This is a genomic window from Streptomyces sp. NPDC017529 (genome assembly GCF_044329785.1).
Lineage (GTDB): Bacteria > Actinomycetota > Actinomycetes > Streptomycetales > Streptomycetaceae > Streptomyces.
This window is the reverse complement of sequence record NZ_JBIRJY010000011.1, coordinates 66116-81862: the sequence shown is the minus strand read 5'-3', so window position 1 is coordinate 81862 and position 15747 is coordinate 66116. Positions and strand designations below refer to the sequence as shown.

At 72.0% G+C, this 15747-nt stretch carries 10 protein-coding genes and 1 pseudogene; 3 read left to right on the top strand and 8 right to left on the bottom strand.

Annotation, left to right across the window (positions count from 1 at the left end):
* Positions 1-82: 82 nt before the first annotated feature.
* From ACH4K4_RS25835 to ACH4K4_RS25800, 8 genes and pseudogenes are all read right to left on the bottom strand, one after another.
* Complete coding sequence (locus ACH4K4_RS25835) at positions 83-1447, bottom strand: aspartate aminotransferase family protein (protein ID WP_398170420.1); 1365 nt, start codon at positions 1445-1447, stop codon at positions 83-85.
* A 278-nt stretch (positions 1448-1725) separates the two neighbouring features.
* Entirely contained in the window at positions 1726-2115 is a 390-nt protein-coding gene (locus ACH4K4_RS25830; RefSeq protein ID WP_398170418.1) for an SH3 domain-containing protein, read from the bottom strand.
* A 118-nt stretch (positions 2116-2233) separates the two neighbouring features.
* A complete protein-coding gene (locus ACH4K4_RS25825) occupies positions 2234-3955 on the bottom strand; it encodes an acyl-CoA dehydrogenase family protein (RefSeq protein WP_398170417.1) in 1722 nt (573 codons plus the stop codon).
* Between the two features lie 57 nt (positions 3956-4012).
* On the bottom strand, positions 4013-4573 hold the full coding sequence (locus tag ACH4K4_RS25820) for a PadR family transcriptional regulator (RefSeq protein ID WP_398170416.1): 561 nt from the start codon (positions 4571-4573) through the stop codon (positions 4013-4015).
* A 106-nt stretch (positions 4574-4679) separates the two neighbouring features.
* On the bottom strand, positions 4680-5381 hold the full coding sequence (locus ACH4K4_RS25815) for a class I SAM-dependent methyltransferase (RefSeq protein ID WP_398170415.1): 702 nt from the start codon (positions 5379-5381) through the stop codon (positions 4680-4682).
* Positions 5382-5629: 248 nt separating this feature from the next.
* A complete protein-coding gene (locus tag ACH4K4_RS25810; protein WP_398170414.1) occupies positions 5630-7915 on the bottom strand; it encodes an ATP-binding cassette domain-containing protein in 2286 nt (761 codons plus the stop codon).
* Positions 7916-8191: 276 nt separating this feature from the next.
* On the bottom strand, positions 8192-10468 hold the full coding sequence (locus tag ACH4K4_RS25805; protein WP_398170412.1) for a DPP IV N-terminal domain-containing protein: 2277 nt from the start codon (positions 10466-10468) through the stop codon (positions 8192-8194).
* A gap of 55 nt (positions 10469-10523) precedes the next feature.
* Positions 10524-11191: pseudogene (locus ACH4K4_RS25800) on the bottom strand (DUF4097 family beta strand repeat-containing protein).
* A 221-nt stretch (positions 11192-11412) separates the two neighbouring features.
* Here ACH4K4_RS25800 and ACH4K4_RS25795 point away from each other — a divergent pair.
* From ACH4K4_RS25795 to ACH4K4_RS25785, 3 genes are all read left to right on the top strand, one after another.
* A complete protein-coding gene (locus tag ACH4K4_RS25795; protein WP_398170411.1) occupies positions 11413-12132 on the top strand; it encodes a helix-turn-helix domain-containing protein in 720 nt (239 codons plus the stop codon).
* A 107-nt stretch (positions 12133-12239) separates the two neighbouring features.
* Entirely contained in the window at positions 12240-14135 is a 1896-nt protein-coding gene (locus tag ACH4K4_RS25790; RefSeq protein WP_398170410.1) for a hypothetical protein, read from the top strand.
* Positions 14132-15718 carry a SagB family peptide dehydrogenase gene (locus ACH4K4_RS25785; RefSeq protein WP_398170409.1) on the top strand — a complete coding sequence of 529 codons (1587 nt, stop codon included), beginning with the start codon at positions 14132-14134 and terminating at the stop codon, positions 15716-15718. Before ACH4K4_RS25790 ends, ACH4K4_RS25785 begins: the two co-directional genes overlap by 4 nt.
* Positions 15719-15747: the final 29 nt, after the last annotated feature.

Sequence of the window (15747 nt, the reverse complement as noted above, 5' to 3'; positions counted from 1 at the left end):
CGGACGGACCGCCGGCCGGTCGTGCAGTCCGCCCCGCTCCCGCACCGTTGCCGTACGGTGCGGGAGCGGGGCGAGGTCGTGCCTACATGAGCAGGCCGTCGGGCGTCATACGGCTCAGTACCTCGCGCAGTGCCCCGGCCGCCTCGTCGGCCTCCTCCCGGCTGAGCACCAGCGGCGGCACCAGCATCACCCCGCTCGGCATGCCGCGTACCAGCACGCCGAACCCGTCCCGCAGTTCGTCGGTCAGGGCCCCGGTCCCGTTGGGCAGCGGCGCCCGCGTCTCCTTGTCGGACACCAGCTGGACGCACACCATCAGCCCGATCTGCCGTACGTCCGCGACCGTGGGCAGGTCCAGCAGTTCGCGCAGCCGGTCCGCGAGGTGCGAGCCCACCTTGACGGCGTTGCCGAGCAGGTCTTCCCTCGCGATGATGTCGAGGTTGGCGAGGGCGACGGCACACGCGGTGGCGTGCCCGCTGTAGGTGAAGCCGACCGGGAAGCCGTCGTCCTTGCCGACCGCCTCGGCGATCTCCCCGCTGACCATCACCGCGCCGTGCGGGATGTACCCCGAGGTGATGCCCTTGGCGGTGACCAGGATGTCCGGCGTGACCCCGGTGCGCTCGGCCGCGAACCAGTGCCCGAGGCGGCCGAAGGCCGTGACGATCTCGTCGGAGATCAGCAGGATGCCGTACGAGCGGAGCAGCGCGGCCACGCGGGGCCAGTAGTCGTCCGGCGGGACGATCATTCCGCCCGGCCCGAGGACCGGCTCGCCGATCATGGCGGTGATCCGCTCGGGCCCGATCTCCTCGATGGTCTCCCGCAGTTCGCGCAGGCAGAACTCGGTCACGTCCTCGCCGTCGAACGCCGCGCGGTGGAAGGTGTCCGGGGTGGTCAGGAACCGGATGTGCGGCAACATGGGGCCGAAGCCGATGTGCGCCTCGGAGCCCCCCGACATGCTGCTCGCGCCGTAGCTGATGCCGTGGAACCCCTTGTCCAGCGCGAGGATCCACGTCCGGTCCGGCTGGCCGGTGCGGTGGCGGTAGAACCGGGCCATGCGCAGCGCGATCTCGTTGCCCTCCGCACCACCGCTGGTGAAGTACACGTGGTCCAGGCCGTCGGGGGCCAGCTCCGTCAGGCGGGCGGCGAGCTCGATGGCGCGGTCGTTGGTGAACCCCCAACGGGTGTGGTAGTACTCCAGCTTGGCCATCTGCGCGGCAGCCGCTTCCCCGAGTTCCCGCCTGCCGTGTCCGACCTGCGTCAACGCGAGGCCGGCGGTGGCGTCCAGGTAGCGGCGGCCCTCGGTGTCCCACAGCTGACACCCCTGGGCCTGCACGATCACGGTGCGGCGCGTATCGTCACCGCGCACGTTGGAATGCATGACGTGGCGGTCGGCACCGACGAGTTTTCCCTGTTCATCCTTGGGGAGGGTGCGGTTCGTGCTGGTCGTCACCTTGTGCTCCTCCTTGGCGTGTCCGACAGGTGGATCCGATGCTCACACCGTCTTCTTGACGACCATTGGATCGATCGCTTGACGACGGCGGTCGGCTGCGGGACGCCATCCACGCGCTCCTCTCGTCCACCGGGCCGGTGCAGCTCGCCCGCGATGTCCTCGACCGGCTCGGAGACGCCGTGGCCGGGGCGTTCACGGGTCGAGACGCACCTCAGGAGCGAGCCCGTGACGGACTCGCTCCTGAGTTCGTGCGGCGTGCCGCGGCGGTGCCGGTCAGGTCAGCACTTGTTGTCCGGGTGCACGGAACCGCCGTCGTCCAGGTTCCCGTTGTAGACCCAGCCGTTGATCTCGCTGCCGTCGATCCGTACGTGCGTCCACTTGTTGCCCGCGGAGTTCTGCACCCAGCAGTGGTACTGGAGCACCACCGCGGTACCGACCGTGGCGGTCACTCCGCAGTCCTTGCTGGGGCCCGTGCGGACCTTGGCGGTGTCACCCTTGGCGGTGCCCTTGCCGGGAGACTTGTTGGACCAGCTGGGGTGGGTACACGCGTCAGCGCCGGTGGGCGCGGCGTTGGCCGCCGGTGCCGTGGCGGTGAGCGCGGCGCCCGAGAGGAGCAGCGGCGCGGCGACGGCCGATATCCATCTGGCCCGCTTCGTCAGAGCACTCATCGACATCCCCCTTGCTCGTGGGCAGACAACTCGGCTGGCTGCCCTGGTGGTTCAGAGAATGCCGTGCAAAGGCGTGAAGCACGGGGCTCCGGAGCCGGATGTCCGAAAGCAGCTTCCTTTACGCCTGCATCTCGTACGTACCGGCCAGCCCCTCGACGCGCTCCCACACCCGCGCGGAGCGGGCGTCGCCGACGACCGGGCGGCGGACCGCGCCCAGGGCCCAGCGCTGCTGGGCCTCGGTGGCGGAATCCTTGCCGTGGAGTTCGACGGCGTGCGCGGAGAAGTCGCGGACGAGGACGGCGAACAGCTCGTCGAGGACGTCCGTGTCGAGGTCCGTCAGGCGGGCCTGCTCCAGGATGAGCTGGCCGTGGACGACCAGCGCGAAGAGCTGGCCGACGGCGAGCAGCAGGTCGAGGTCGCGGCTCTGCGCCTCGTCGGGTGCGGCGGTCGTGACGAACTCGCACAGGGCGTCCGCCTGCTCACGGAAGCGGGCGACGTTGGACACCTCGGCGTAGGCGTCGTAGGCGGCACGCCAGTCGTGGAAGCGTACGGAGCCGAGGCCGCGGGCCGGGCCCTGGCGGAACAGGAAGGCGTCGTCGGCCGCGTCGAGGCGGGTCGGCACGGGTGCGTACTCGGCCGGGTTCAGCAGGTGGTTGCCCATGAACTTGAGGATCAGCGCGAGGTTGACGTGGACGGTGCCCTCCAGCTTCGGCAGGCCGCGGATCTCGGTGGCGGCCTGCGCGAAGTAGGTGTCCTTCTCGAAGCCCTTGGCGGCGATGACGTCCCACATCAGGTCGATGACCTTCTCGCCCTCGGTGGTCACCTTCATCTTCGTCATCGGATTGAAGAGGAGGTAACGGCGGTCGTCGGGGCCCGCGGTGCGGAAGTAGTCGACGGCGCGGTCGCTGAACAGCTTCATGCCGACGAGGCGGACGTAGGCGTCGGTCAGCTCGCGGCGTACGTGCGGGAAGGCGGTGACGGGGCGGCCGTAGAGGATGCGGTTGTGGGCGTGGGTGACGGCCTCGTACATCGCGTGCTCGCAGATGCCGATGGAGGCGGTGCACAGGTTGAACTTGCCGACGTTGACGGTGTTGAGGGCGGCGTCGAAGGCGGCGCGGCCGGTGTGCAGGACGTCGTCGGGGCCGACCGGGTAGGCGTCGAGGCGGAACTCGCTGACGTACTTCGAGGAGTCGACCACATTCTTGACGAGGTGGTACGCCTCGTGGCGGCTGTCGGCGGCGAAGAACACGTACCCGTCCGGGCCTTCGACGTCGGTGCGGCGGCCGAAGACGGAGACGAGACCGGCGGCGTTGCCGTTGCCGATGTAGTACTTGGAGCCACTGGCGCGGAAGCCGCCGTTGCCGTCGGGCTCCAGCAGCATGTCGGTGGAGTAGATGTCGGCGCCGTGCGTCTTCTCGGACAGGCCGAAGGCGAACACCTCTCCCTGGGCGAGGAGTTCGGCCGCGCGGGCGCGGGCGGCGGCGTTGTCGCTCTGCCAGACCGGGCCGAGGCCGAGGATGGTGACCTGCCACGCGTACCAGTAGTCCAGCCCGTAGAAGCCGAAGATCTCGTTGAGGGCGGCGATCCGGGCGGTGTCCCAGCGCTTGTCCTGCTGCCCGTCGGCGGCGGCCGCCGGGGTGAGGAAGGTCGCGAACAGCCCCTCCTTCGCCGAGAACGCGAGGAAGTCCGCCAGCCAGGCACGCGAGCGGTAGTCCTCGATCAGCCGGCGCTTCCCGCGGTCCTCGAACCAGTCGACGGTGGCGCGCAGCAGCCTGCGCGTCTCGGGGTCGAAGTGCGCCGGGTCGTAAGTGCGCGGGTTGAAGAGCAGCGGGTCGGCCATGGGGTCCGCCTTTCGGGACGAGGGTGGGTGGGAAGAGAGACAGGGCGGCGCTGCGGTTCAGGACCGCTCGGGCCGCAAGGCGTGGAGGGTGGCTAGTACGTCCTCCAGCCAGGCGATCGTCATGCGCTCGTACGCGATGCCGCCGCGCAGCACGACGTGCTGGAGCTGCTGCCCGGCATCGGGCGCCGCGGGAGCCTCGGGCCCCGTGAAGTCGCGCAGCTCCCCCGCGAGGTAGTGCGTGAGCCGGTCGGTGTGCGCCTGGTGGTGCCGCTCGACCTCGCGGATCAGTGCCGCCGGGTCGTCGAAGGCCGCGCCGCGGATCTTCACCGCGAGGTCGTGCCGTACGCTCTCGGGCTCGATCGGTTCGTGCAGCCACCGGGACAGGGCGGTCCGGCCGAGGGCGGCGACGGAGTACTCCTTCTTGTCCGGCCGGGCCTGCTGCGGCACCTCGCGGACATCGACCCAGCCGTCGCCCTCCATGCGCTTGAGCACGCGGTAGATCTGCTGGTGGGTGGCGGTCCAGAAGTAGCCGATGGACCGCTCGAAGCGCCGGGCCAGCTCGTAGCCGGAGCCCGGCTTCTCCAGCAGGGAGACGAGAATCGCGTGTTCGAGCGCCATGCCCCGATCCTGCTATGCAACGAGTTGCATAGACAAGCGGCTACGGGCAGGTGAGACGCGGGTCACCCGCGGTGCCCGGGCAGGAGGGGGCGGCGTCCGCCCCTGGTCAGGCCGGGGCCCGGAGCCGTACGGCCAGAAAGCTGGGCTCGCGGCACAGCTTCTCGTACCGGGCTTCGTCGGTTTCCCGCAGCCGGGGCAGCGGGCGCGGCTCGACGAGGCGTTCCAGGACGAAACCGGCGGACAGCCATTCGTCCACGAGGGCCTGCAGGGTCATGCGCTGGTAGCGGATGGTCATCGAGGGATCGGGGAGCTTGGCGTCCACCCAGGTCCCGTCGAAGTAGGAGCCGCCGTGGTACAGCCACTCGGCCGTGGGATGGGTGGTGGACAGCACCAGCCACCCGCCGGGCCGCAGCACGCGCCGGAACTCGGACAGCAGCCGGGCCCGCGCCGCGACGTGGTGGTAGACGAGCGCGCACACGGCTCCGTCGAAGGCGGCGTCACCGGCGAAGTCGAGCGGTGCCTCCAGGTCGTGCAGCCGCAGCTCGGCCCGGTCGCCCACGCGCTCACGGGCGTGCCGCAGCAGCGTCGCGCTGCCGTCGATCCCGGTGACACGGGCTCCCCGGTGCAGCAGGTCCGCCGTGTAGTGCCCGGCACCGCACCCGGCGTCCAGGAGCCGTAACCCGGCGACGTCGCCCGCGAGGTCCAGCACCGCGGGCCGGTCGACGCAGGCGTTGTAGGGGCTGGTGCCGGCCATCCGTGCGAAGTAGTCGCCCAGTCTGCCGTGGTACGCGTTCTCCGGAGATATCACGGCAGCATCCTGGCACCCTTTCCGGAGGTCGGCGCCGGCCCCGGTGGAGGGGGACCGGAGGCCGGCGCCGAGTCTGGTGGGCGGCTTTCGCCGGATAGCGGTTCTGTTTCGGCGAGCGCCAGGAATCGAATCCGGAAAACACCGGGATTCCGCGACCGTTCTCCCCCACTTTCCGGCCCCCGCCGAACCCGGTCAACCGCGACCGGTTGGACGGGCGGCCGGCCCGATTTCGCGTACCGGCGGCGCTTTTACCGTCCGACGTACTCCCGCAGGTGCCGGGCCGTCAGTGTGTCGCCGGTGGCGACGAGGTCGGCGGGGGTGCCCTCGAAGACGACACGGCCGCCGTCGTGGCCGGCACCGGGGCCGAGGTCCACGATCCAGTCCGCGTGGGCCATCACCGCCTGGTGGTGCTCGATGACGACGACCGAGTTGCCGTCGTCCACCAAGCGGTCGAGCAGCGCGAGCAACTGGTCGACATCGGCCATGTGCAGGCCGGTGGTGGGCTCGTCCAGGACGTACGTCGTCGCCTTCTCGTTCATGTGGATGGCCAGCTTGATGCGCTGCCGCTCGCCGCCGGAGAGGGTGTTGAGCGGCTGGCCGAGCCGCAGGTAGCCCAGCCCCACGTCCGCGAGCCGCCCGAGGATGGCGTGCGCCTGCCCGGAGGGGAAGAACGTGTGCGCCTCCGCGACGGACATCGCCAGCACCTCGCTGATGTCCTTGCCCCGCAGCTTGTACGTCAGCACCTTCGCCGTGAAGCGCTTGCCCTCGCATTCTTCGCACACGGACGCCACGCCCGCCATCATGGCGAGGTCGGTGTAGACGAGCCCGATGCCGTTGCAGTGCGGGCAGGCGCCCTCGGAGTTGGCGCTGAACAGTGCCGCCTTGACGCCGTTGGCCTTGGCGAAGGCGGTACGGATCGGGTTCAGCAGGCCGGTGTACGTGGCCGGGTTGGAGCGGCGCGAACCGCGGATCGGCGACTGGTCGGCGACGGCGACGCCCTCGCGCCCCGCGACGTACCCGTGGATGAGCGAACTCTTGCCGGAGCCCGCGACCCCGGTGACGACGGTCAGCACTCCCAGGGGTATCCCCACACTGACGTCGCGCAGGTTGTGCCGGTCGGCGCCCTCGATCGCGAGGGTGCCGCGGGGCGTGCGCACCGGCTCGCGCAGCCCGGCCCGGTGCTCCAGGTACCGCCCGGTCAGCGTCCCGGAGGCGCGCAGTCCCGCCACGTCCCCTGAGTAGCAGATCCGTCCGCCGTCGGTGCCCGCGCCCGGTCCGAGGTCCACCACGTGGTCGGCGATCGTGACGACCTCCGGTTTGTGCTCGACGACCAGCACCGTGTTGCCCTTGTCCCGCAGGCGCAGCAGCAGGCCGTTCATGCGCTGGATGTCGTGCGGGTGCAGTCCGACGGTGGGTTCGTCGAAGACGTACGTGACGTCGGTCAGGCTGGAGCCGAGGTGCCGCACCATCTTGACGCGCTGCGCCTCGCCGCCGGAGAGGGTGCCCGCGGGCCGGTCCAGGCTCAGGTAGCCGAGGCCGATCTCCACCAGGGAGTCGAGCAGGTGCCGCAGGTTGGCGAGGAGCGGCGCCACGGACGGGTCGTCGACCGAGCGCAGGAACGCGGCGAGATCGCTGATCTGCATCGCCGAGCACCGCGCGATGTTGACGCCGTTGACGGTGGAGGACAGCGCGGCGGCGTTCAGCCGGGCGCCACCGCAGGCAGGGCACTCGGTGAAGGCCACCGCCCGGTCCACGAAGGCCCGGATGTGGGGTTGCAGCGCGTCGCGGTCCTTGGACAGGAAGAGCCGCCGGACCTTGGTGACGAGCCCCTCGTACGTCGTGTTGAGGGCGGCGGCCTTCACCTTGGTCGCGGGCTTGTGGAGGAAGTCCTGCCACTCCTGCTCGGTGTAGTCCTTGAGCTTCTTGTCCGGCGGGAAGAAGCCGGAGCCCGCCATGACCTGCCAGTACCAGGAGCCGACGGCGAAGTTGGGCACCGTGACGGCGCCCTCGTCGAGGGAGAGCTCCCGGTCCACGAGCTGGTCGACGTCGATCGTCGAGACCTGGCCGATGCCCTCGCACTCGGGGCACATGCCCTCGGAGCTGTTGAAGCCGAAGGCGCTGGAGGTGCCGATGCGGGGAGTGCCGAGGCGGCTGAAGACGATCCGCAGCATGGTGTACGCGTCGGTGGCGGTGCCCACGGTGGAGCGGGAGTTGGCGCCCATCCGCTCCTGGTCGACGATGATCGCGGCGCTCAGGTTGCGCAGCTCGTCCACGTCCGGGCGGCCCGCACTCGGCATGAAGGACTGGACGAAGGCGGTGTACGTCTCGTTGATCAGCCGCTGGGCCTCGGCGGCGATGGTGCCGAAGACCAGCGACGACTTGCCCGATCCGGAGACTCCGGTGAAGACGGTGAGCCGCCGCTTGGGCAGGTCCAGCGACACGTCGGCCAGGTTGTTCTCCCGCGCCCCGCGAACCTGGATCACGTGGTGCAGGTCGGCGGCGGCCGGCTGGGGGTCGGCGGGGGCAGCAGGCATGACGGGTTCCCTCTCCTTCGGTGCGGCGGCCGGACGGTGGCGCCTCGAACGGTCGGCACGACCGAGGGCGGGCAGCGGCCGCGGGCCCCCCGTCGCGTGGCCGTACTCTGCCACACTTTCCGCGTACGGCGTACTCAAATATGGTGTACTCAAATACGGGGTACGGAACGGAGGGCACGTGGGCGGGTGTCCCTTGGGAGTCGCCGCAGCCACGCGGGGCGGCCCTCGCGCAGCACCAGGCGCGCACCGGCCTCGCCGAATGCGCCCTCGGAACGTTCAGGCGAACAGTTCGCCGAGCATCTCCGGGTCGATGGTGATGGGGGCGGGGCGGTAGGCGGGGGGCTGGGTGCCCATCAGCTCGCGGACCAGGAAGTCCCAGCAGCGCGTGCGGACATAGGCCAGGCAGTCGATGAAGACGTGCTCGGCCCCGGGCACGATGAGCAGCTCGAAGTCCTTGCCGGCGGCGATGAGCCGGTCGGCCAGCCGCAGTGTGTGGTGCGGGTGGACCTGGTCGTCCATTTCGCCGTGGACGAGCAGCAGCCTGCCCGCCAGCCGGTCCGCGAGTTCCACGTTGGAGGCGCGGGCCCAGGCCTCGGGCCGGTCGGCACCGTCGTAGGTCTCCACGAAGCCCGGGTTGAAGTAGCGGGCGTCGTGCGAGCCGGAGAGGGCGACACCCGCCTTGTAGACCTCGGGGAAGTCCAGCATCGCCCGCGCCGCGGCGAAGCCTCCTCCGGAGTGGCCGAACGCGCCCACCCTGTCCAGGTCCATCCACGGCCGGGTCCGGGCCAGTTGCCGCAGCACCGCGGCATGGTCGGCCAGGCAGCCCGCGTCGGCCATACGCCCGTAGGAGGCGTCGTGGAAGGACTTGCTCCGGCCCGGGGTGCCTCGCCCGTCCATCGCCACCACCACGAAGCCCAGCGCCGCGAGGGGTTCCGCGTCGAGGCCCGTCCCGCCGGGGTCGAAGCACGGGGCGACCCGGTTGACCTGCGGGCCGGGGTAGAGGGTGTCCACCACCGGGTAGCGCAGGGCGGGGTCGAAGCCCCGCGGCCGGTACAGCACTCCGTAGATGTCCGTCACCCCGTCGGCCGCCTTGGCGCAGAACCGTTCCGGCGGCGTCCAGCCGGTGACGGCGAGCTTGCCGGTGTCGGCGCGCTCCAGCTCGACCAGCTCCCGCCCGGCCCAGTCGCGGACGCGGGTCACCGGCGGGGTGCCGACCGTGGACGCGGAGTCGACGAAGTACTCCTGGTGGTCCGGCAGGGTGACGATGTGGTCCAGCTCGTCGTCCGTGACCTTGGCGAAGCAGGAGCCGTCCAGGCCGGCCCGGCACACCGTGCGCCGGTACGGGTCGGCGTCCACCAGCCCGGAGGCGGTGAAGTACACCACCCGCTCGGCCTCGTCGACGCGCAGGATCTGCCGTACCACCCACTGCCCGGAGGTGACCTGCCCGAGCAGCGCGCCGGTGTGCAGGTCGTAGCGGTAGAGGTGGCCCCAGCCGTCCCGCTGCGAGTACCACAGCACCTCGTCGGCCAGCACCTGCACGATGGGCGGCTCGAACATCCACTGGTTGGGCTCGACGCGGGTGTCCCCGGTCTCGCTGAGCACGGTGGTGACCTCGCCGGTGGCCGGGTCCAGCCGGTGCAGGGTGAGCGTGTGCAGGTCGCGGGGCCGGCTGAGGTAGTACACCGCCGAGCCGTCCGCCGCCCACCACGCCCATTTGGCCGCGATCGGCGACACCGCCGGCATGAGCAGCGGCTCGGCCTGCGCGCGGACCACCGTGCCCGCGGCGACGTCCAGTACGACCAGCCGGGCCTGCGGTACGTGTTCGTCCCCGGCGTAGGCGTACCGCTGGGTGTGCAGGAGGGGCGCGCCGCCGTCGGCGGGCCTGGCCTCCACGAGGTGGGTCTGCCGGACGTCGCGCTCGTCGGTCTGGTGCGCCAGCACCTTCGTCGAGTCGGGCGACCAGGCCACCACCGGCGGCAGGTGCGGCAGGCCGAACTTGCGCAGCAGGGTGCCGTTGCTCGTGCAGTCCGGGCCGGAGCCGTACCGGTGGTGGGGCTCGCCGTCGGTGGTCAGCGCCCACTCGCGGCCGTCGGACAGCGAGCGCGCCCACAGGTCGTGCTCCCGCAGGAAGACCGCGACCTTCTTGTCGGGTGACGGTACCTCCAGCGGGTTGCCCGGCGGGCTGGACTCGGCCCGCTCGCAGGCGTAGTCGTCCAGGCGGCAGCGCCAGTGCTCGCCGAACGCGTCGAACTCCACGGCGCCCTCGACGCGTTCGATGGCCATGAACGGCAAGGCCCCGGGGTCGACCGGCTGCCCGGAGGCGGTGGCGAGCGCGGCGGCGAGCAGGGCGTGGTCGAAGGCGGGCTCGCGGGTGCCCGCCGCCGGGTCCACCAGTACGAAGCGCCGGCCGGCGCCGTTGTTCACCGCGTACCAGAAGCGGGCGCCTCCGTCGGTCCACCGCGGTCTGACCTTGTCGCCGACGACGAGCTCGCCGGGGCGTGCGGACCGGCGGAGGAGCTGCTCGGCGGCCTGGTAGTTCTCAGTGGTGCTCATTGTCTTCGCCCTTTCTCGGGTGGTGAAGGGTGTGACGGTTCCGGCGGGGTGGCTCTCAGAGGCTGCGGGCGACGATGTCGCCGTAAGCGGTGGTCGCGCGGATGTCGAGCTGGGCGGCGGCGCCTTCGGCGTTCTTGAGCGCGTTGCGGATCCGGCCGTAGGAGGTGCCGGCGTCGAGGGTGGCCGAGACTCCGGCGGCGGCACCGACCGATACCTCGCCGGCCTCGGTACGCAGTACGACCGTGCCGCGCACGGCTTCCGCGATGCGGATGTCGCCCTGGCCCGTGCTGATTTCCGCGGGGCCGCCGAGGCGGCCGACCGAGACGTCGCCGGCGGTGGTGGCGAGGCGGAGGCTCGCGGCCTCGTCGATCTTGGTCGGGCCGTGCGCGCCCTCGAAGGTGACGTCGCCGAGCCGCCCGACGCCCCGGAATTCGGCGCTGGCCGCCTTCGCCCGGACCCGGGAACCGGCGGGCAGCCGAACCGTCACCTCGATGGCTCCGGACGAGCCGAGGAGCCGGCTCTTCGCCGGGGCCGCGATCCGCAGGACGCCGTCGCCGTATGCGACCTCGGTCTGCTCCGCCGCCTCCACGTCGCGGCTCTTCGAGACGTCGGCGGGCAGCACCTCGACCGCGGTGTCAGCCCGGTCGGCGGCGTTGAGCCGGACGCGCCCGCGGGGATGTCGAGGACGGCGGAGATCGGGGCGGGGGTGTCGAACTTCTGCATCGTGCGCTCCAGCGACTCGTCGTTTCTGTCATTGGAAACGCTACGTTGCGTTTCCAGAGCGGGCAATAAGTTCGTTGCGATGAAACGACGTTAGCCCAGCTCGGAGCCTCTATTTCGTTGCAATGGGCATGAAGGTAACGCAATGTCAGCACTCTGTTCGTTGCAATGAATTGAGGGTGAACGCTACCCTGGGGGCATCGAAGAGCACGAAGGAGACCGTGATGCCGGGAGGCAGACTCACTCAGCAGGAACGCCAGCAGATCGCGCTGGGGCTGGCCGACGGCCTCGCCTACGCGGAGATCGCCAGACGTGTCGGCCGCCCCACCTCGACGATCACTCGTGAGGTGATGCGGAACGGCGGCCCCACCGCCTACCGCGCCGACCTGGCCCACCGCGCCACCGAACGCCGCGCCCACCGGCGCAGGCAGGCCGCGCCCCAGGAGCCGGAGGCGCGGCCGCAGGCCCACGGGCGCGACGCCGAGGCCGTGCGCGAGTACGAGGAGGTGTTCACCACCGTCCTCATGGCCTCGGGCCTGCCCAAGATGATGGCCCGGGTGCTGGCCTGCCTGTCCGTCACCGACTCCGGCAGCCTCACCGCGTCCGAACTCGTGCGGCGCCTCCAGGTCAGCCCGGCGTCCGTCTCCAAGGCGATCGCGTTCCTCGAAGGCCAGGGCCTCGTCCGCCGGGAACGCGACGAACGCCGCCGCGACCGCTACGTCGTCGACAACGACGTCTGGTACCAGTCGATGATGGCCAGCGCCCGCGCCAGCGCCCAGGTCGTCGAGACCGCCCGGCAGGGTGTCGGCATCCTCGGTCCCGGCACCCCGGCCGGCGTCCGCCTCGAAAACATCGCCCGGTTCCTCGACTTCGTCACCGAGAGCCTCACCCGCGCCGCGGAGCAGGCCCGGGAGGTCCTGCACACGAAACCCGGTCCGCCCTGACGCCCTGGCGTGAGCAGCACTGTGGTCGTTCTACGGTGCGCCCGTAGAGACGTGTGTCGCGGGCGGTGGTGACACTCGGGGCGAGCCGCCGACCCCGAGGACAGACGATGCGACCGAAACTCAAGCCCGACGTGCTGTACGTGCCCACCGCAGACGGGGTGCACCTGTTCGGTGCCGGCGCCAACCTCGAACTGCGGGGCGGCGCCATCTACCAGTGGGTGGACCGGCTGGCGCCGCACCTGAACGGCACCACCACCCTGGACGGCCTGCTGAACGGGCTGCCGGACGACAAGCGTGCCGTGGTCGCGGCACTGCTGCGGCGCCTGGAGGACGGCGGCTGCCTGACCGACGCGGAAGAGGACGAGCCGCACGGCCTGACGCCCGGCGAACTGCGGACGTACGCGGCCGAGATCGCCTTCGTCGAGTACTACCGCGGCTCGGCGGCCCGGCGCTTCGAGACGTACCGGAACAGCTCGGTGGTGGTGCTGGGCGCCGGGCCCGCGTTCACGGCGCTGATCTCCTCGGCGCTGCACTCGGGCGTCCGCAGGCTGCGCGCGGTGTGCACTCCGGAGTTCCCCACCGACGAGGACCGGCTGGCCGAGCTGACCGGTGAGGCCGTACGGCGCGATCCGGACCAGGAGTTGATCCGGACGGTCCTGTCCGGCGACTCCGACGAGGAACTCGTGAAGGCGCTGGACGGTGCCGATGCCGTCGTCCACGTGTCCTCCGCGCCGGTGGCGGACCGGGCCGTACGGCTGCACCGGCTGTGCGAAGAGGCGGGCCGGCTGCTCGTGCAAGGCGTCGTCCTGGACGACGTCGCGTGGCTGGGCCCGTCCGGCGCCGCCTGGGCGTCGGCCTGGCAGCGCTTGGCGGCGCCGGAGCCGTCCCGGCCCAACGCCTTTCTCACCGGGCCGGCCGCCGCCGTGGTCGCCGGTCACCTGGGCCTGGCGTGCTTCACCGCGCTGACGGGCGCGCGGGAGGACGAGCGGGCGGCGCTGACCCGGATCGACCTGGAGACACTGCGCACCTCGGCGCATTCCTTCCTCCCGCACCCGTCCGCCGTTGATGCGCCGGAGGAGAGCGCCGAGGAATTCGGGCAGCGCATTGAACGGCTCGGCTCGGCCGCTCCGTTGAGCGGGACGGAGTTCTCCGCGCGCGCCGCGACCTGCTTCGACCGGTACACGGGGGTGCTGCGGGCGCTGGAGGAAGGCGATCTCACGCAGCTGCCGCTGAACGTGACCGAGGCGGTGCGCCCCGAGGGGACCGGCGAGCGGGTCTTCGGCTGGGGCACCGGCTTCGCCGAGGCCCGGCAGCGGGCGGCGCTGCGCGGGCTGGCGCGGTACGCGGTGACGGCGCCCGACCCGCGACGGTTCGCCGACGGCGGCTCGGTGCGGGGCTGGGACCTCGTCGGCAAGGAGGTCACGGCGGTGCCGGCCGGCGACGTGTTCGTTCCCGGTCCCGGCGTGGCCGCCGCCTTGGACTGGACGGAGGCGGTCACCGCGGCGGTCGCGCAGCAGTGTGCGCGGCTGGCGGTCGAGGACGTACGCAGGGGCGTCGTGGAGGCGGTCCCGCTGGACGTGGCGGGTGCCCCGCTGGAGGAGGCCGGCCGCCGTCATCTGGACATGCTGCGTACGGCGGACGGCGAGGTGGTGGCCGCCGACATCGGCGCCGGGCTCGGCGTGCCGGTGCTGGCCTGGTGGCAGGGGGGCCGGCCGATCGGGGTGACCTGCGGCCCCGGCGCGGTGACCGACGGGCTCGAACTGGCCCTGCTGGACCGGCAGTCCGTGCTGACCGGCGAGTCCGTGTACGCTCCGGCGCCGGATTCCGGCCTCGGCGCGCCGCCCGGGGCGCCGGCCGGTGCGGCCGTACCGGCGGGCGCCGAACTGCCCGCGCTGGTCGAGGCGCTGGCGTCCCGGGGAAAGCCCCCGGTCGTGGTGCCGCTCGACCACGATCCGGCGGTGCACGAGGTGCTGCCGTACATCGTGCGGGTGGTGCTCGGATGACCGAGGTCTCCGACGGCCGGGCCGGCACGCTGGGGCTGCGGTTCTGGTACGACACCTTCGAAGGCGTGCAGGAACTCTTCGCCGAGGGGCACGGTTCCGAGGGCGGTCCTGACGATCCGCTGCCGAGCAAGACGTACCGCGGGCTGCCCCGCCATGTGCTGGCGCCGCCGCCCCGGCGCGTCGGCGACGCGCGCTGGTCGTTCCCCGGCTTCCGCGACCGGCATCCTAAGGGCCCGCCGCGCAGGCCCTGGGACGGGAGCACGCTGTCCGCGCTGCTGCACCACACCTACGGCTTCGGCCGGATCGAGCTGGGTCCGCAGTCGGCCTGGCCCTACCACCGGCTGGTCGCCTCCGCGCGCTGCTTCTACCCGGTGGAACTGTACGTGTGGCTGAACGGCGACACCGGTGGCGTACCGGCGGGGTGCTACCACTACGACCCGGTCCACCACGCGCTGACCGCGCTGCGGTCCGGCGGGGTGCCGGACGAACTGCGGGCTGCGGTGGCGGGCGCGGGACGGGACACGGCCGCGCTGGTCGTGCTGACCGCGTACTTCCGCAAGACCGCGTTCCGGTACCGCGACTACGCCTACCGACTGTGCGCGCAGGAGTGCGGCATGGTCATCGGCAACGCGCTGCTGGTGGCCGGGGCGCTCGGCCTGGACGCCCGCGTGCACCACCGGTTCCCTGACGAGCCGGTGAACCGGGCGCTGGGCGTCGACGGCGCGGAGGAGACCGCGTTCGCCGTGCTGGAGGTCGGGGCGCGGGATGCCGTGGGCGCCCGGCCGGCGCCGGGTCTGCCGCCCCTCGTCACGGAGCACGTGCGTACCTGCGGGGAGGACGCGGCGCGCTGGTCGCGGCTGTCCGCGCTGGACCGCGCCGCCCGGCTCACCGGCGACGCGCGGCCGGCGCCGGTCGACGCGGCACCGTTCCACCTGCCCGTGGCCGGCCGGGCCGTGCCGTTCGCGGAGGACGTCCGGCCGCCGGAGAGCGTCGAGTTGGGCGACGCGCTGCGCCGGCGGGACTCGGGCGGGCGGATGTTCCAGCCGGCCCGCGCCCCGCTGCCCGAGCGGCAGCTCGCGGACCTCCTCAGGTACGCGCTGGAGCCGGTGCCCTCCGACCATCACGAAGCGCCGCTGCCCCCGCTGCTGGACTGCCACGTACTCGCCCTCAACACCACGGGCCCGGCCGCCGGGCTGTACCGGCTGGACCCCTCGCCCGCGCTCGTGCCCGTGCCCGGACGCGACGGGCGGCGCACGGTGGCCATGCTGTGCGACCGCACGCCCTCGGTGAACACGGCGCGCGCGAACGCGGTCGTCTTCCTCTCGGTGGACCGGTACGAGGGCGCCCGCCGGTTCGGGGACCGCGGCTACCGCATCCTGCACCACGAGGCCGGTATCGCGGCCCAGCGGATCAGTGTGCTGGCCGCCGCCGAAGGGCTGTCGGCCCGGATCACCAACGGGTACGACGACCGCGTCGTCCGGGAGCTGACCGGCAGCGGCGGCGACGCGCACGTGCCGGTCTTCGCCATCGTGCTGGGCCGGCGGCAGGCCACGTCCCAGTACGAGCCCCCGCTGGACTGGTGACCACAGGCACCGTAGGGCGCCCGGTGCCC